Here is a 17760-nt window from a genome sequence, read left to right on the forward strand (position 1 = left end):
AAGCTACCTATCTCAAAAAAACGGTGTTGTAAACTTTGACTTGAATCAAGTTGTTTTTAGCCATAGACAGGTACTATTTAACTGAATCAACGGATTCGGTTTAATCAAGGAGCGCTTATGCCTACCATCAACAAAGTAGATTTAATTCCACTGTTTAGGTTTCCTCGTCAGCGAATTTTACAGTCAATGGAAGTCACGCATTGTCCACATGCTGTCTTTTATAATGCCAGTGACGAGCAATGTACCACTTGCCATCAAGGGGAAGAGTGCATATGGATGAATCATAATGATGAGCTGGTGGCCATTGAGAAAAAGTCTGTCGAAGAGCTGAAGCAACAGTTGCTTATTGCTGTAGATTTTATTGATTCAAATTTAAGCCCTCACCATTTATCGCGCCGTAACTGTCAGTGTGATAATTGTTTATGGCTTAAAAAAGTGCAAAAAGTATTAGGTGGTGATGAGCAATAACGCTCTTTTATCATTATGCTTAGTTTCGTTTACGGCTATTTTTTAGGTGATTCTTACTGTGGCTGAGCTAGCCTGTAGACTTGTGTGACTCACATGATCCATGTGATTGTATTTTTGCCATAGAGTGAACCAAGCTTTTTGATACTCTGTGGCGTGAGCTTGTCAGTGTGTTTTTACTCAGAACATGGTTTGCCCTCTGAATTGTTTCTTAATCTATTTCCCCTTTAAACCTCATTCTCTCACCTCATTTCTAACTTTATATTTCTAAGCTTACATTTCTAAATTTACATTTTAAGCTTATGTTTAAAATCTGAATTTGAGACATTGTGGCTTTAATTACACTTTTATTTTATACCTGAAAAAATTTAATCGTACTTTTTTCATCATTAATAAGCATGTCATACTTCCGCTTTACATTGGCTCGCAATAATTACCTGCAGCAACTTTGGAAGTGGAATCTGATGCATAACCTGTCCGGTACAACCCAAGCGAAATCTGTCGATATTCATCAAAATATTAATGTTGTAGTGAATGAGTTATCCCAGCATTTACGAGTCAAATATGACATTAAATTAAACCAAGAGAAAACGTTACTTGATAAACATTATCGCGCTGCTGTGCTTCGTGAACTTAAAAGTTTAAATGATACTCAAGTGAATGATTTACTCGACACTATAGCTAAGAAAACATTTGAAGCATCTAATGAGCCGATTCAAACGCCAGCTCAGCAATCTATCGATGCATCGGTGACAAAGCCCAGCGCTAATACAACTTCCATTCCTCGTCCAACTTCTATTGCTAGTCCAATCAATCAGCCTCAGGTTTCAAATAGTGCAGATGCTAATGCAGCTTCGCTAAGTCAACTAAACACGGCTAAATCAAATACTAATAATGAAAACCAAGCGACTGTTAAGGAGCAAACTAAAACCGGCGGTGATGGACCCAAAGACGGTAACAAAAAAGCGGGCCTTTGGGGTTTGCTAATGCTGGGCTTAGTGGTTGCTGCAGGTTTGCTATTTTGGCAGCAAGAGAGTATCAGCCTGTACGTTAATGGGATTGACTCTTCAGCAAAAACCGTCGAGCAAAGCCCTGAAATAAGCTCACAACAGACTCGTCCAATTGACACCTTACAGGCACAAGATTCAGTGAAAACTGAAACCCTAATCCCAGCTCAAAAAGCAGAATTGTTATTTAGATTGCATGGCTCAAATACGATTGGCGAAAAGCTTGCGCCTGCATTACTTGAGGCTTTCTTTGCGCAGCAAGGGTTTAATGAATTTACTTGGGTTCAAGGAGAGTCAAGTGTTGAACGAACAATGGAATTTAACGATAACGGCGTGACAAAGGCTGTTGAATTGCATGCCCATGGTTCTGGTACCGCATTTAAGGGCATGCTATCGGGTGTTGCTGATATTGGCATGGCTTCACGGCCGATTAAAGCGAAAGAGTTGACCCAAACCAAAGCGACTTTAGGTGATTTAAGCAGAGTGGGTAATGAGCATATTATTGGTTTGGATGGGCTTGCGATTATTGTTAATCAAAACAGTCCATTAAAATCAATGTCAATAAGCACGCTATCCAAAATATATTCAGGTGAAATCACTAATTGGGCTCAAATAGGCCAAGGTGAAGGCCAGATTGAGTTATTTTCTAGGGACAATAATTCAGGTACCTGGGATACTTTCAATAAGTTGGTGTTGAAAAAAGCAGGTAAAACATTATCTGAAACAGCAAAGCGTTATGAGTCGAGTTCGCAACTATCGGAACAGGTTTCTCAAAATGAAAATGCGATAGGTTTTATTGGGCTTAATTACATTGGTCATAATAAAGCGCTGGCAATTACTGAAGGGATGGGCGCAACGCCAATTTACCCAACCAAATTTACCGTGAGCACTGAAGATTATGCGTTATCACGCCGCTTGTATATGTACACGCCAACTTCATCTTCAGCCTTAGTTAAAGATTTCGCTCAATTTGCCATTAGTAAAGAAGGGCAAGTCTTAGTCAATGAAGTAGGCCTGATATCGCAAAACATTAACCTTCAAAAAGTTTATGCCACAGAAGGCGCGCCTGAATCCTATAATCGTTTTGCCAGCCAAGGGCAGCGTTTATCGTTGAATTTCAGGTTTAACCACGGCAATGGTGAGCTTGATAACAAAGGTCAGCGTGATTTAGCACGACTAATAGAATTTATTGAAAATAATCCAGGCCGCAGAATCGTATTAATGGGTTTTTCTGACAGTTCAGGGGCGAAACTGAGCAATCAGCAATTGTCCCTTCGCCGCGCTAAAGCGGTTGAAAATGAAATTGTGTCACGCGGCATTCCTGTTATGTCAGTTGAAGCATATGGTGAATTGCTACCTGTTGCTAATAATGATACCAGTACTGGGCGAGAGCGAAATCGCCGTGTCGAAGTTTGGGTTATTTAGAAAAACATGGCGGTTAATAAAGGGCGGCCAATAGGAGGCTGCCTTTTTTATTCGTGTTGGGAGTTTTTGGCTAACTAATCAGTTTGCATCTGTAGTTTATTGTATTTAGAGTAAAGCCCATTATTGATTAGTAAAGGTGTGACACACATGGAACCAAGTTTTTGGCATCAAAAGTGGGATTTACAACAAATTGGTTTTCATCAACCACAAGTGAATGATTTTCTGGTTAAGTATTGGTCAAGTTTAGCGCTTAGCTCAACAGAAGAGGTGTTTGTGCCTTTGTGCGGAAAGTCTTTAGACATGTGCTTTCTTGCTGAACAAGGTCACAATGTGCTTGGCTGCGAATTAAATCAAATTGCCGTGCAAGATTTTTTTAAGGATAACCAACTTCCTGTTTCTCATCGCTTGCAAGGTGAGCATCAATTTTATTCGACTGAGCAAATAACCCTTATTCAGGGCGACATTTTTACCCTACCGAAATCAGAGTGCCAACATATAAGTGCATTTTATGATCGTGCAGCGTTAATTGCATGGCCTGAATCAATGCGTCAGCAATATGCTGATAAGTTAGCTGAATTAATTCCTACTGGTGTAAAAGGTTTATTAGTGACACTGGATTATGATCAAGCTGCGCTCAATGGCCCACCATTTGCTGTAAGTCCAGCCTGGATTGAGCAATACTTAGCAAGCTACTTTGAAGTTGAATTACTTGAGTGTGCCGATGTGCTTGCTGATAATCCACGCTTTGTTAATAAGCAAGTACCATGGCTGAATGAAGCGGCTTACCTGTTAACCCGTAAAGGGTAAACTTATTTGCTATTTTTACTAAAATAGCCACATAAAAAAAGCGACCTCAAGGTCGCTTTTTTTGGTATAGCTTTATTGAAATGAGCCTAATGACTCAATCAATTAGAAGTCGTAACGCATACCAACAGTAAATACGTTGTCATCTTCTAAATCGATGGTTGGGCCACCGTCCATTTGATAATCACCTTCGTACATAGCGTAGTGGCCATATACTAGGGTAGATTTAGAGATACGGTAATCAGCACCGATAGTTATTTGAGTGATATCAGCATTAGTGATAACCGCACCATCAATGAAATCACCGTCATCATTTACAGGTCTTTGCTTGCTAAGGTAACGACCGAAACCACCTTCATCAACACCGTACTCAGCTTTTAAGTTTACGCCATTTAGGTTGTAAACCACGTTTAAGAAGTATGAATCACCTTCTTGATCTGTAGTTTGGCTTTCAGTGCTTTGGTATAAACCGCCGACTTTGAAATCACCAAATTTAACTTGTGCCACACCACGGTATGCATCGATGCCACCGATTGTGTTGTAAGCCGCTGCTACATAGTAGTTTTGCGCTTTAAGTTTTTTATCACCAATAGTTGCGCTTAATGCATACTGATCTTCATAAGACTCGTTGTCATCAGCATCAGTGTAGTTATCTTCCATTAAGTAAGTCGCGTTTAAGGTAATTAAATCAGCGATTTTTGGAGAGTAGTACCAGATACCATCAGCAGAACGAGTTTGACCTGCAACTAAACGGTCGATATCAGCATTGGTGTTACCGAAAACGTCAACGCCGCCTTCAGCTTGCTTAAATACAGTGTCGTTACGACCCACTAACACAGTACCGAAGTTAGTTTTTAAACCTAGGTAAGTATTACGCGCTTTGAAAACGTCTGAACTAGAAGATGTGTTTTCAACTTGGAATTCCATTTGGTAAAGCACTTCAACAGCATCAGAAATTTTTTCGCTGCCTTTAACACCTAAGTTAGAGAAGTTGTTTTCGAATACAGTGCCTTCTTTCCCTTCTTGAGTCGTTACACCAAGATCTGAATTGGTTACAGCTAGGTCTAAGCGACCGTAAAAGTTTGGACCTTCAGCTGCTGCGCCGAAAGAAGTTAATGCAATTACTGAGGCTACAGATGCTGAGATTAGCGTCTTTTTCATCTTCATACTCCCTTTAGAACCTGAGGTTCTATCCCCTTTAAACGGGGGTGTTTTAGTGAATTTCAGTCATAGAGCTATCTAAATAGTAATAGGTCAGCGACGTGAACTTGAGAGGATTTTTACAGGTTTGAGGTGTTTAAGTTGTGGGCTATGTCAAACTTTATGGGATAACGTAATGATTTGATGAAAAAATGTGACAAGTTCGATACTTTTGGCTATTAGTTAACACCAATATAGCAAACTACCTATTTATAGAGGTTCCCAAAGTTATCAGTATCGTGTAAGGCTTGATATGACAGGCTTTTGGATTAGTTAAGTTGTTGCTAAAGTGTTAAGTTTTGAAGGCTTGTATTGGCTAGGGTTATGCAGTTTTGCATATCTAAAAATTCATTTGGAATGCTCAGGGCAAAAAAAAGCGACCTAGTCAGGTCGCTTTAGCAATTGCTTAACAATTGGCTGTGATGTTTTTCAACAGCTTAAGGGCAGTTTAGAAGTCTAAACGAACACCAACAGTGAAAATATCATCACTTAAGTCTTCAACAACACCATTTAGTTTCATGTCACCATCGTACTTAGTGTAGTGACCGTATACTAATGTATTAGCACTTAAACGGTAGTCAGCACCGATACTGAACTGCTGAATTTCAACATCAGATACGTCTTTACGTGCATCTAATACGTTAACATCATTTTCGTTTTCTAATTGACCTGTGCGGCGGTCAACGATTTTACCTAGACCTGAATCATCGTAACCGTACATTGCTTTAAGCTTTAGGTTACCCATAACGTATGCAGCATTGATGAAGTAAGAGTCACCTTCTAGGTGAGCTAATTCGCTCTTTAAGCTTTCAGTGTTTTGGTATAAACCACCAACAATGAAGCTACCAAATTTAGCTTGAACCACACCACGGTAAGCTTCGACATCTGTAATACCATCTTGGTAAGCAACAGCTGCATAGAAGTTTTGTGATTTAAGTGCTTTATCACCTAGCGTTGCACTTAATGCATACATTGAATCACTTTGTGATTCATAGTTGTCATCCATTAAGTAAGTTGCATTGAAAGACACCATGTCAGCCAGCTTTGGAGAATAGTAGCTGATGCCGTCGCCTGAACGCGTTTGACCTGCTGCTAATAAATCGATATCAGAGTTACTGTTACCAAATAAATCGAAACCGCCTTCAGATGCTTTGAATACAGTGTCGTTACGACCCACTAAAGCTGTACCTGCATTGGTTTTAAGACCAATATATGTGTTACGAGCTGCGAAAGTATCGCCTGAGTTATCAAAGTTACTTACACCGAATTCCATTTGATAAAGGATTTCGAAGTTTTCATTGATTTTTTCACTGCCTTTAACACCTAACCAAGAAAAGTTATTCTCGATAACTGTGCCATCTTTTTGATTTTGTGTTGCAACACCTAAATCAGAATTTGTTAATGCAAGATCTGCGCGACCATAAAAATTTGGGCCATCAGCTAACGCAGTGAAAGAGGTCATTGCCGTGCAAGATAAAATAGCAGCAGTGATCAGGTTTTTTTTCATCATCTTAATCTTCCTTTGGTAAGGGCTTGATTTTGTTGTGCACTCATCAGTTGTGCGCAACATTGATAACAATAGCGATTCGCTAATAATTTAGCGGTAAGCGCTATTATTTAGGATCCTTTATCTGCGGCTGATACTGACATAAAAGCTTCATTAAAAAGTGTGATTATTGTCACTAAAGGTGTTTTTTATTTGATATGTATCATATTGATTTACAGTATTTATATTGCTTTTTAACAAAAAAGTTTTGGTCGTTAACTAATTTGTCTATTAGTGTATTTTGTGGAGCAATTTTGCAACAGGTGTGTCTGCGGGTGGTTTAGATATGTTTTGCGCCTTTTAGACAGTAGATGAGAGACTTTTATTTTGATTTTGGCTTAATTCGTATAAAATACCGCCCCCTTAGTCGTCAGTAGCAAGAGCAATAACATGTTGTCAGAATCTTATTTAAATCGTTTTGGTGGAATTGGTCGTTTATATGGTCAAAATGCACTGCAAAACTTTGCAAATGCTCATGTTGTTATCATTGGTATTGGTGGGGTAGGGACTTGGGTTGCTGAATCATTAGCCCGAAGCGGAATTGGCCAGATTACCTTAATAGATTTGGATGATATCTGTGTCACTAATATTAATCGACAATCCCATGCGACGACTTCAACAGTGGGCGAGTCTAAGGTTGAAGTGATGGCGCAGCGTATTCGCGACATCAATCCTGAATGTGTCGTCAATGAGGTTGAAGATTTCGTTACTGCTGACAACTTAGCTGAATACCTTGGAACGAAAAGCGAGCCATTATCGATCGACTATGTGGTTGACTGTATTGATGCTGTAAAACAAAAAGCTGCATTAATTGCTTGGTGTAAACGTAATAAACTCAAAATTGTCACTGTCGGCGGTGCTGGTGGGCAAACCGATCCAACCCAGATCCAACTTACCGATTTAGCTAAAACTATCCAAGATCCATTACTTGCTAAAGTGAGAGGGATTTTGCGTCGTGAGTATAATTTTACTAAAAATGTCCAACGTCGGTTTGCTGTCGATGCAGTATTTTCAACTCAACACCTTGTTTATCCTCAAAGTGATGGCAGTGTTTGCAGTACTAAGGCAACCGCAGAAGGAACTATGCGCATGGATTGTGCCTCTGGTTTTGGCGCTGTCACTATGGTGACAGGTACATTTGGCTTTATCGCAGCGAGCCGTGTTTTAGCAAGATTAGCTGAAAAGTAACCATTTAATGTAAAAAGAGTTATTTAGATAATTCCTTGGCATCAAAATTGCTTTTGAAGTAATAGATTCAAAAATCTGACACTTTGGAAGCGAGATGATGAAAATTAAATTAGATAACTTAAAGTTAGCCAACGTAAAGCGAGTTGTAGTTAGCGTAATGCTTTGGTGGGTTATTGCTTGTAGTGTTCTGTTGTTTGCTCCTTCCCATGTACTGCAAACCCTTTCCCTTGATGGATTAGTGACAGACTATGGCCACTTTATTGGTCTTGGTCTTATTGTAGGTGCTGCATTCTTCTTAAGTCAGCTATTCACCTTTGTCGTGGATGAGTCGATAAGTTATTTACGTGAAAAACGTGCCATAGAAACCATCGAAGCTAAGGTAAAGTTACTTGACCCTGCTGAACGGGCTTTATTGAGAGAGTTTTTCCTTCAAGGTGCCACTATTTTGGCATTACCTCAAAATGAATTAGCTGTGAAAGGTTTAGTGGCTACGAGTATTTTAGAGTTAGTGGGTAATGAACGTCATTACGCCATTCAAGGGCCGACAGCAGAATACAAAATTTCGATGAAAGCGCGAGTTTATTTGAATCGCGATGTATTACGATTACCAGCTGGTGAGCCAAGTAAAGAAGAGTTAACTCATTTAATTAAAGCAAGACCTCAGTTTATTAATGGCTTAGTACAACCAAGAAAACATGCTGCTTAGTTTGGTTTGGTTTGAACTGCTTTTGAAGGTGTTGATTTTATTGAAATCTAACTTTGTTAATAGCCAATCTTACTAAATTTCAGGTACAAAAATGGGGGCTGTAAGCCCCCTAATTATTTGCCAAGAAACACAAAAAACTGACTTAAATCAAATAAGCAATACTTATTCTTTTGGAGCCGACTTCACAATAAACATCCACATCATGTACGACATAATTCCCATAGTGCAGAAGATAACAATCATTGATAGCAAACCTATTGCATTACCAAACATCAAATCTAACCAGAATGCCATTTCATAATCCTCTTTATCGTGAAGTCATTAATAACATATCGTATACATCTGTTAACAATTATGATCTCGATCAATTAACCTTTCAGTTATTGCTGAATACCTAATGTAATAGATTAGGAAGTAATGAAATATGTGACAGAGGTATTGTTTGTTCACCTTTGTAGGGAGGAGGAAGCTAACTAAGCAAGTCTAAGGGTTATAAAGCGGTTGTTTGAATGAGATTTGAGCTGTTGAATGGAAAACTGCTAAATAGAAGACTAAAGGGCTTGCGATTGTAATTGGCCTAGGTATAATTCTGAATCTCGATTGAGCGCTGCTCTTTTGAGACATCAATATGATGCCGGTGTGGTGAAATTGGTATACACGACGGATTCAAAATCCGTTGCTTTCGAGCGTGGCGGTTCAAGTCCGCCCACCGGTACCACTCCTCTTAATGGGGACTTTAACCGACTTTGAGTCGGTTTTTTTGTTTCTGGGTATCCAGAATCAATGTGTAACCTCCAAAGTTTACCTCAAAAACCTCCAGGTGTGACGATTTTTTGCCAAGAAATAATTTGGCACCTGCTGTGTTGTCTTTTTCGCTGTGTGTTTTTGCTTTGCTTTGCGTTGGCGTGGTTGTGTTGGGCCAACTTGAGTTGGGCTGTTTAGAGGCTAAAGCCGCTAGAAGCTAGCTTGGTGTTTTTGGCTAAAATTCAGTTAAGCTATTTCGTTGAAAAACTGACAGGCAGTATGGCCCGTCAGTTTTTTAAAAGTCTTTTTAAGCTGTTCTTTATACTTAAAAACGATAGTTTGTCATCAAACCAAAGAAGTGAATATTTGCTGAGTAGTCTCCTCTAAGTGTTGAATTTGCTAACTGAAACTCAATACTTGGGGTTCCTACGTCTAGGTATTCATAGTAAAAATTCATGCGCCAGTTCTGGTTTAAATCATATGTGGCGCCAATTGCATATTTCCAAAGCTCGCCAGTTGGCACATCTGGATATTGCATCCTTGGGTCATCTTGCGGTGATGACTCATAAGATATACCACCTTCTAGTTGCCATTTATCATTAAGCTGATAGTAACCACCAACACTTGCGGTTACTGTGTCATCCCACTGTCTTTGGATCTCGACAATACGGGAGTCCAGTTCAATGTCGGTTGTTGCAACAGAGCTAAACTGGGTCCAACCTAAACTCCATAGTAACGCAGTTTTTTCAGTGACATTATGATATCCACTTAAAAATGCAGTGGCAGGCATAATAATGCCGATAGAGGAATCAAGCCCTTGCTTGGCAAAGGTTAAGTCGCCATCCATGTCATGTTCTATTTCAGAGCGGTATGAAAAGCCGAGCCGATGATCATCGTTAAACTCGTACAGTCCACTTAAGGTATAGCCGATGTTTAGATCACTGCCCGTTGCTTGGGTTTTAAACTTGTCAGTTCCTGCAAAATTTTGTTCAAGCTGGCCGTACTCAGCGACAAGTCCAACACCCACAGATAGTTGCTCATTAACTTTATAAGCAACACTTGGGTTTAATTGCACGGTAACGAGTTGTGCGTCTTGCAGTAATAATGAGCCTGAAAAGTCAGCTCCGTAGTCAATGAGTGAACCACCTGCCGATACCAATGCAATACCAGCACTCCAGCTATCATTAATCGGTGCAACGTAATACATTGCGCCAGCTGGCATTGCTGTTCCTGCTTGAGTTGAAGACTCTCCACCTGCAAATATGCCATCGGATCCAGTATCAGTGTATTCAATGTCTGACGCCATGCCTTGTATATTAAAAGCTAAGGTCGGCTGAGTAAGTTTGGTCATTGCAGCTGAGTTCGCAAAAGCTGTTTCAGCGCCTTCTGCTAGAGCTTGAGCTCCAGCGCCTGCAGTGCTTACATTAACGCCCCCTAGCTCAGGGAACATATAAGCCCCTGCCAACGCATTGTTTGTAACTAATAATGAAAAAAGTAATGGGAGTGAGATTTTCGTATTCATGAGTAACCTTATTAATTCGTCTTTACAACTAGAACTAACGGGTACTCGCCTCAGCTATGAGGCGAGCCTAAAAAGTTAGATTGCATTTAAGTATGATTTGTAAGAGTGAAGACGAACCGTTGCTGCGCCAATCACATCGATAAAACTGAAGAATGGGTGTGGTTTATTTGCAGCAATCCAAGCTGAACCCGTTGCGCCAATAGGAATAATTTTGCCTTCAGGTTCAAATATCTCGAGTATCACTGTACGGCCATGGCTGCTGGTATTGGCTCCAACGTGCTGCCTAACACTTTGTGGCCCTTGAATTGGTGAAATGGAAGACTCACCTGTTCCGGCAGTAAAGCTGTGAACCCGCGCACGGAATACTTCACCTGGGTAAGCATCAACATAAAATTCAGCAAACTGACCTTCTTCTACGTAGCGAAATGTTTGATCTGGAATGCGCATTTCAAGAAACTTTCTGCCGATATCATAGAGGTGCATATTACCGACACGACTTCCATCAGCGACATTCACTACTGCGACTTGACCATCAAATTGAGCGCGGACTGTTTTTCGATTCTGTTCAAAACGAGTCGATTCCAAATCAGCTTTAAGCGAAATCAGAGTGGCTTCAGCAATACGTAGTTGCGAGTGATAATATTCAATATCTCGTTTTTTAAAGATATCGGGTGATGTTTTTGCTCTCGCTAAATCTCTAAGGAACTGAGCAATTGCCTCTTCTTGTGTAACGATAGAAGATTTAATTTTTTCAACTTCAGCGTTAGATTGGGTGTCTACAAGGGTATAAATAATTTCGCCTTGTTTGACGATTTGGTTATGACTTACATGAACTTGATCAATTTCCTCTCCAAACAATGGTGATACCACTGAATGCGGTGCTTTGATTGTTGAAGAATAGGTTAAATCAACTGGCGCCCAAAGGCGTGAAAGCACACCCAATATAACCAGAATTAAAACGCCGCCAGAGACAATCCAAAAGCTATTACGTAAAGTCCACTTAATGGCTCCCGTTGATACGAGTATCCACATTAATAAGATGTAAGGGATCATGACTTCTTTCATGGTATTAGTCCTCTACCTTGTTTACTTCATTTGGAACATTATTTAAGCCATTGGTTTTATTGCGGCTGTTTCGAAGCACATTGCTTATCGACTCACCAATTTCAGACCAGTTGGCAAAAGCGATAATGATGGCTAATACCCACCAGGCTTTATGAATGAATAGGCCACATAATGACAGTGCAAACACTAACTGAACGTGAGAGCTGCGCATCTTTTCTGCGCGATGAACCGCGACTTCATGTAATGACCACAGTAGATAGATAACAAAGATGACCAGGGTAATGGTGACTGAAAATAAGTAGCCACTGAAATACTCTGAGTTAAACAGAATCATCATGGTGTCGTTTGGTGTATTAGTAAAAAGACTCATATCGATATCTTTAGAATTGATGAGTCCCATAGGCGCTAATAAATATGCGCCACCAAGCATCAACGCCATAAAAGACATGAATTTGATAAGCACCATCAAAATGGTGGCTAGTTTGGATAAAATGGTTTTAATTACGTTCATGTTATTCCTTAGCAAATGCAATATGCATTAATTACCGCGAGCCGATTAAAATAAATCTACAAACCATCGGTCGAGCATTGCTATGTCATTGGCTTGCCCATTGATGCGGACTAAACCAAGCGTTTTTGCATCAGACCAACTGAGCTGCTTAGTGGCTAACGCTTCAAGTACATCTAGCTCAGCGATTAGCAATAGTTCAGTAGGTGAGGGTTGTGTTTCTCGGTGTTGTAATTTGGTGTGCTCAGAAATCAAGACTTCACTGTAATGGCCTTTTACTGGCTCAAATAAACTGAAAGAAACTTTTTGATTGCTGTTTGATAGCACATTAGTGAACTGGTATACCTTGACGTGTTCAGGACTTTTTAAGCTATTGAATCTACCGTTTTGTCTTTCAATAACGGTGCTTTCAAATACTGGAAGCGATCCTGGTTCGGTGACAAGGAATAAACCTGTGTCTTGGTGTATGCCGCATGCATTTGCGATAAATGGCACCCAACATATAAGTAATAGTATTAGACGAGACATAGTGACCACCTAAAACGGAGGGGCCATACAGCCCCTCTAGTTGACGTGTTATCGAACGATTAATTTAAGTTCTTCTGGCGTCATTGGTTTGTCGAAGTAACTCATGAACAACCCAAAATCTTTGATATCGCCATTAGTAAATTTGAACTTGCCTGAGCCTAAGTTTTCGCCAATCACCTGCTGTGATTTCGGACCCGCAATCAGGATTTGATTTAACACTTCACGAGTGGTTTCTATCTGAATATCCGCACCTGAGTATGGTGTGGTATGCAACTGCGCAATACCGTTACGGATTTCAATAGTCATTGACTCATTGGTGTCAGCAAACTTATATGTCATCGCAGTTGCAACATCGAGTGTTTTTTCTGCAATTAATGTTGCTGTCATCATGTCGAAAATTTGCGCGCTAGGCAGAGCGGTTAATACATCAACAGAGGCAAAGCTAATCATGTTAGAAAAATCTCGTGTACCTTCTAACTCAGCTGATGCATTTAATGCCCAGTTACGCCAGTTGATGTTCACTTGATTTGCTGCCCATTCTTTATAAGCTTTAGCTTTCAATTCACGTGCTTCAGTGTCTTGCTTGTTTATCGTAATTGGGTACGACAAGATCTCTGCTGCAAAGGTGTAGTTTTCAGCTGTTATTGCTGCTTTTGCCGTTTTAATGATGTTGTCTCTACCACCCATTAATTCAACAAATGCTTTTGCGCGTTGCTCGTATGCCATTGGCTCTAGTTGCCAAGGATCAGCTTCAAAGAAACCAACATAACCAACATAGATTTGACGAACAGCATGAGCCACTGTGCCGTAATGCTCACCAAGCCAAGGGTGTTCAGCTAGATGCTTAGGCAGTTTTACCACCTCAACGAGTTCATCTGGTGTCATGCCTTTATTCATGTAGCGAATAGATTGGTCATGGGTATATTGAATTGCGTCTCGGTAAGAGGTTAGTACGTTTGCTACTGCTTTTTTACCTTCAACTGGACGTCCGTGAGAGTTGATCATGATTTCAGTATCAAAACCACGCATTACATCAATGCCTTTGAACCACATTGCAGGATCACGGAACTTGGTCCCACGGATCGTATGTAAGTTAGGGAAGTTCTCACCTTGTAATACTTCAGCTGCATGAAGTATTTTTTGGTTAGGCAGGTAAACAACTACTTCGTCTTTTGTTTCTGAAGGCACGTTGACGATTTGTAGTTCAACACCTGCGATAGTAATGTCTAAACGATCTTTCAGGGTGACATTTGGCTCAATGAATGAGATATCACCTTGCATGAAGCGAGGGCCTAAACCGTCGTTCACTGTACCGTGTTCACCTTCTTCCACATGTTTTGCGCCTGTGTAAGATGTGCGGTGACCAAATAAGGTGCCTAGATTTGAAGACCAGTTAGCTACAGCAGCAGTTAGTCCTTCTTGAGCAATAATTTTTACTTCGCCTGATGCGACTTCTTCATCGGTTACCCAAGCACGAACACCAGAAATGTGGTCAATGTGATTATGAGAGTAGATAATGGCTTTAACAGGCTTGTCGGTGATTTCTCTAAATGCATCTCTCACAGAAGCAGCCATTTGTACTGACTCACCTGGATCGACAATGATAATGCCATCATCGCCTTCAATCATCACTGGTGTGTCTAGTCCATAACCGTATCCAAGAAATACGTTATCATCGACTTGAATGATGGCCTGATCCATTTTACGGCTATGCTTTGTTAGCGCGTCATGTACTAGTGGCGAATCTTCCACATAAGCTAATGTCTCACCTGTTTTAGAAAGCACTTTAATGCGCTCGCCTTTACCCCAAAACAGATTAGATTCATGTTCAAATAACACGCCATCGTTGTAGCGCTTATTAAAGTCAATATTTTGATAATGTGCCGCAGAACTGGTTTGCAGTGCTTGGCCATTAGTAGATTCAGCTTCGGATGTAGGTGTTGCCAGTGCAACTGATGCTGGAAGTAAAGCTGAACTGATCGCGACAGAAATTAACAGTTTTTTCAGTGAAGAAGTCATGTGATACCTCAGATTATTGAACTAATATGAATTTCTTTTATTTAATGACGTCATGTTAATTCGGTAGTAATCTTTGATATATAGGCTATTACGATATCGAAATATCGAAATTACGATATATTGATATTGCGAAATATTAAGAAACACTCCACGGATATTCAGGACTGCAAATGAAAAATGATATTCCTAACTTTAATTTGCTCGCTGTGTTTTCACAGGTCATGGAAGATGGCAGCTTAAGTAAAGCGGCAGAAAACCTGAATACCAATCAATCTACAGTGAGCACCATGCTCGGAAGGTTGAAGGAGGAAGTTGGGCAAGATCTTTTCATCAGAAAAGGTCGAGGGGTGGTGCCAACGAGTTACTCACTTAGTTTATATCAGCAAATTCAAGCTCCGATAAATCAACTTAATGGTGTTTTTACCTCGTTTGGAAATTTTGACCCATTGAGTTCTAATCGCCGTTTTGTGCTAACAGCTCCTGAACATATGCAAGGGGTGCTACTAAAGCAGTTTTCTTTAATTGACAATAAAGGTATATCACTGGAAGTCTTTGACCAAATGGATAAAGACGACAGTTTTTACGAGGTGCTGCTACAGCAAAAATTTGATTTGATGATCGATATTCTACCGTTCGAACATCCTAATGTTGAAAACTTGAAATTATTTGATAGTGAGTTCGTGGTGATATGTAGTGAAGAGCATCCTAGAATTCAAGGTTGTATTTCTGAGCAGCAATACATGCAGGAATCACATGCTATTTTAGAGAGGACTCGTAACCATCTCTATAGCTTAAGTCACTATACCAACCTTAATTTGTCTAAGCGTAAAGTGTCTTATCATGGACGTTCACTTTTTAGTAACTTATTGGTTGTTAGTCAGTCAGAATATATTAGTGTAGTACCTCTTTCTTTAGCTCTTGAATTTAAAGAACAACTAAAGCTACAGCTGTTTCGTCCGCCGTTTGAGTATAAGAAAGTCTCAAATTATCTTATATGGTTGAAAAAGCTCAATCAGGATCCGGCTCACAGCTGGTTTCGAGATGAATTGGTCACTATTTCTAGTAAGATTCATAATTATCTTCAAGATTATTTTCCTGAGTAAGCTATCAATGAATACTACTGTGCGATTGCAGCCATGCTTGGGTTTCATGGTGATTTTTTGAGTCATACAAAAAAGCTCAGTAGCAATACTGAGCTTTTTTATTTCGATTAGATTGAATGCCCTTTATTGAGGCATTCGGACTGAAGATTAAAATTTATAATCAATCGCTAAATAAACTTGTTGGGTATCATTTAGTGAGAATGTACTAGTATTGGCACCATTGCTAACATCTTTCTCATAGTCTTGTTTCAGGTATTGGTAGCCAATTTCAGTCGACCAGTTTTCATTGATGTTGTACATAAAGCCTGTTTGACCACCCCAAACGAAATTATCACCTGAGCTTAGGTTTGCTTCTTTTATGCTGGTGTGAGTCATACCGGCTGTTGCACCCACAAACCAGTTAACATTACTTTGTCCGAGTGGGACTAAGTAGTCATAAGATAATAAGAAAGTCTGCTGTTTACCTATGTCTTCAGAGTTATAACCATAAGTACCATACACACGGCTATTGTCGTTAATATACTTACCGACACGAAGTTGATAAGCCATATCTCTTTCTTTCTCTTTTTCACCGTCGACAGAAGAGTCTAGCTTGTAAGTATTCTTTTGGTATCCAGCCGCGCCACCAACAAACCAATCAGATGCCATTGCTGGAACAGACATCATTGACGTTACTACACCTGCTAAAATAAGTTGTTTAATTTTCATAATCCACTCCAAGTAAAAAAAGTTATTTCGTTTTGTTGAAATCACTATAAGCGGAAGATGCTGAATAAAAACTGAATGAAAACATCAAGGTTCTTTGAGGCTCAATTGGGTTGAATTATTTTTTATTATGTTGAGGCAGTTTCAATATATTGAATTAATGATTTTATATGTGGCTTTATAGCGCCGATTTTATCTTCATTTTCCTTAATTTTATCTTCATTTTCCTTAATTTTGATTCATTTATTTGCAGAATTATTCATCTTATTTCGGCGCTTTAAATCACTAGATCACATATTTTACATTTAGTGTGGCTTTAGTATGCGCAAAGTCACTGTATTGTTTTTAGCTTATATTGGCAGATAGACATTTGATGTATAAACACTAAGAAGGTTGGCAAAAAAAGAACCAGTAAACAACCTCAATCATCATTCTCAGTGCGCAAGTAGAGATAAGATAAAATACTCTGTTTTATTGTCTCTTCCTCGCTGAAATGCCCTATTTGGCTGGTGTAGCCATAAATTAATTAATGTTTGCTAAGGAGATTAGCTAATGTTTTATGTTCATATGCTGTTGTTGCTGGCAGTGATATTTGTCGGTATTCGCCATGGCGGTGTCGCGTTTGGTTTACTCGGTGGCCTTGGGGTATCGGTATTAGCGTTTGTTTTTGGTATTGCGCCAGGTTCACCTCCAGTCAGCGTGATGTTGATTATTCTGGCTGTTGTGGCGGCATCAGCAACACTCGAGGCCACAGGTGGCCTTAAGTTATTGGTTAAATATGCTGAAAAGTTACTTAGAAAACACCCTAGCCAAATTACTTTTCTTGGCCCCTTGTGTACTTACTCTTTAACCGTATTGGTCGGAACTGGACACTCAGTTTATCCACTACTACCGGTAATCTATGATGTGGCCTATAAAAAAGGGATTCGTCCTGAGCGACCTTTAGCAATGGCAACTGTTGCGTCACAAATGGGGATTACGGCAAGCCCAATTGCTGCAGCTGCAGCTGTCGTCATGGCAACAGCAATGGATAACAGCCTCGATATAAGCTTAATCAACGTGCTGTCCGTTACAATTCCAGCAACCTTAATTGGTGTTCTAGCAGGCTGTGCTTGGAGTTTAAATCGCGGTAAAGATTTAGACAAAGATGAAGCTTTTCAAGAGCGTCTTAAAGATGATGAATTTCGTAATAATCTAGTTGACTCCACTTCAGGGTCAACTAGAT

General features: G+C 39.8%; 16 protein-coding genes and 1 tRNA gene. 8 read left to right on the forward strand and 9 right to left on the reverse strand.

The genetic code is table 11. The annotated features are described in order from the left end of the window. Window positions 1-117 precede the first annotated feature (117 nt). The 3 genes from FNZ24_RS16165 (at window position 118) to FNZ24_RS16175 (ending at window position 3704) form a co-directional block, all read left to right on the forward strand. A complete protein-coding gene (locus tag FNZ24_RS16165) occupies window positions 118-468 on the forward strand; it encodes a hypothetical protein (RefSeq protein WP_153915833.1) in 351 nt (116 codons plus the stop codon). 461 nt (window positions 469-929) lie between these two features. Further along, window positions 930-2897: a substrate-binding domain-containing protein gene (locus FNZ24_RS16170; RefSeq protein ID WP_228768516.1), complete on the forward strand. Its 1968-nt coding sequence runs from the start codon at window positions 930-932 to the stop codon at window positions 2895-2897. 147 nt (window positions 2898-3044) lie between these two features. Beyond that, window positions 3045-3704: a thiopurine S-methyltransferase gene (locus FNZ24_RS16175; RefSeq protein ID WP_153915835.1), complete on the forward strand. Its 660-nt coding sequence runs from the start codon at window positions 3045-3047 to the stop codon at window positions 3702-3704. Between the two features lie 102 nt (window positions 3705-3806). Here the strand turns inward: FNZ24_RS16175 and FNZ24_RS16180 are convergent, their stop codons facing one another. Next, window positions 3807-4862, reverse strand: coding sequence for a porin (locus tag FNZ24_RS16180; protein WP_153915837.1), 1056 nt, complete (start codon window positions 4860-4862; stop codon window positions 3807-3809). Window positions 4863-5349: 487 nt separating this feature from the next. Then, window positions 5350-6408 carry a porin gene (locus FNZ24_RS16185; RefSeq protein WP_153915854.1) on the reverse strand — a complete coding sequence of 353 codons (1059 nt, stop codon included), beginning with the start codon at window positions 6406-6408 and terminating at the stop codon, window positions 5350-5352. 432 nt (window positions 6409-6840) lie between these two features. Between FNZ24_RS16185 and tcdA the strand changes: the two genes are divergently transcribed. Continuing rightward, window positions 6841-7635, forward strand: coding sequence for a tRNA cyclic N6-threonylcarbamoyladenosine(37) synthase TcdA (tcdA, locus tag FNZ24_RS16190; protein ID WP_153915855.1), 795 nt, complete (start codon window positions 6841-6843; stop codon window positions 7633-7635). Between the two features lie 94 nt (window positions 7636-7729). Continuing rightward, complete coding sequence (locus tag FNZ24_RS16195; RefSeq protein WP_153915839.1) at window positions 7730-8341, forward strand: superinfection exclusion B family protein; 612 nt, start codon at window positions 7730-7732, stop codon at window positions 8339-8341. Window positions 8342-8503: 162 nt separating this feature from the next. On the opposite strand, the gene FNZ24_RS16200 is transcribed toward FNZ24_RS16195, so the two are convergent. Next, a complete protein-coding gene (locus FNZ24_RS16200) occupies window positions 8504-8635 on the reverse strand; it encodes a DUF3149 domain-containing protein (RefSeq protein WP_076540587.1) in 132 nt (43 codons plus the stop codon). A gap of 339 nt (window positions 8636-8974) precedes the next feature. Between FNZ24_RS16200 and FNZ24_RS16205 the strand changes: the two genes are divergently transcribed. Then, a tRNA-Leu gene (locus tag FNZ24_RS16205) sits at window positions 8975-9059 on the forward strand. Between the two features lie 351 nt (window positions 9060-9410). Here the strand turns inward: FNZ24_RS16205 and FNZ24_RS16210 are convergent. The 5 genes from FNZ24_RS16210 to FNZ24_RS16230 form a co-directional block, all read right to left on the reverse strand. Beyond that, a complete protein-coding gene (locus FNZ24_RS16210; protein ID WP_153915841.1) occupies window positions 9411-10607 on the reverse strand; it encodes an OmpP1/FadL family transporter in 1197 nt (398 codons plus the stop codon). A 75-nt stretch (window positions 10608-10682) separates the two neighbouring features. Continuing rightward, window positions 10683-11672, reverse strand: coding sequence for an efflux RND transporter periplasmic adaptor subunit (locus FNZ24_RS16215; RefSeq protein ID WP_153915843.1), 990 nt, complete (start codon window positions 11670-11672; stop codon window positions 10683-10685). A 4-nt stretch (window positions 11673-11676) separates the two neighbouring features. Next, complete coding sequence (locus tag FNZ24_RS16220) at window positions 11677-12183, reverse strand: magnesium transporter (protein ID WP_153915845.1); 507 nt, start codon at window positions 12181-12183, stop codon at window positions 11677-11679. A 45-nt stretch (window positions 12184-12228) separates the two neighbouring features. Next, on the reverse strand, window positions 12229-12708 hold the full coding sequence (locus FNZ24_RS16225; RefSeq protein ID WP_153915847.1) for a hypothetical protein: 480 nt from the start codon (window positions 12706-12708) through the stop codon (window positions 12229-12231). Between the two features lie 48 nt (window positions 12709-12756). Beyond that, window positions 12757-14727, reverse strand: a complete 1971-nt coding sequence (locus FNZ24_RS16230) for an alkyl sulfatase dimerization domain-containing protein (RefSeq protein WP_153915849.1) — start codon at window positions 14725-14727, stop codon at window positions 12757-12759. A gap of 170 nt (window positions 14728-14897) precedes the next feature. Here FNZ24_RS16230 and FNZ24_RS16235 point away from each other — a divergent pair, with 170 nt between their 5' ends. Beyond that, the gene (locus tag FNZ24_RS16235; RefSeq protein ID WP_153915851.1) at window positions 14898-15830 is read left to right on the forward strand and encodes a LysR family transcriptional regulator; all 933 of its coding nucleotides are present in this window, start codon (window positions 14898-14900) and stop codon (window positions 15828-15830) included. Between the two features lie 147 nt (window positions 15831-15977). On the opposite strand, the gene FNZ24_RS16240 is transcribed toward FNZ24_RS16235, so the two are convergent. Then, a complete protein-coding gene (locus FNZ24_RS16240) occupies window positions 15978-16538 on the reverse strand; it encodes an outer membrane beta-barrel protein (RefSeq protein WP_153915852.1) in 561 nt (186 codons plus the stop codon). Window positions 16539-17087: 549 nt separating this feature from the next. Here FNZ24_RS16240 and FNZ24_RS16245 point away from each other — a divergent pair. After that, a partial coding sequence (locus FNZ24_RS16245; protein WP_324187478.1) for an anaerobic C4-dicarboxylate transporter family protein occupies window positions 17088-17760 on the forward strand: 673 nt, incomplete at its 3' end.

Origin of the sequence: Shewanella sp. TC10, from assembly GCF_009663145.1 — a bacterium.
Classification (GTDB): Bacteria; Pseudomonadota; Gammaproteobacteria; order Enterobacterales; family Shewanellaceae; genus Shewanella.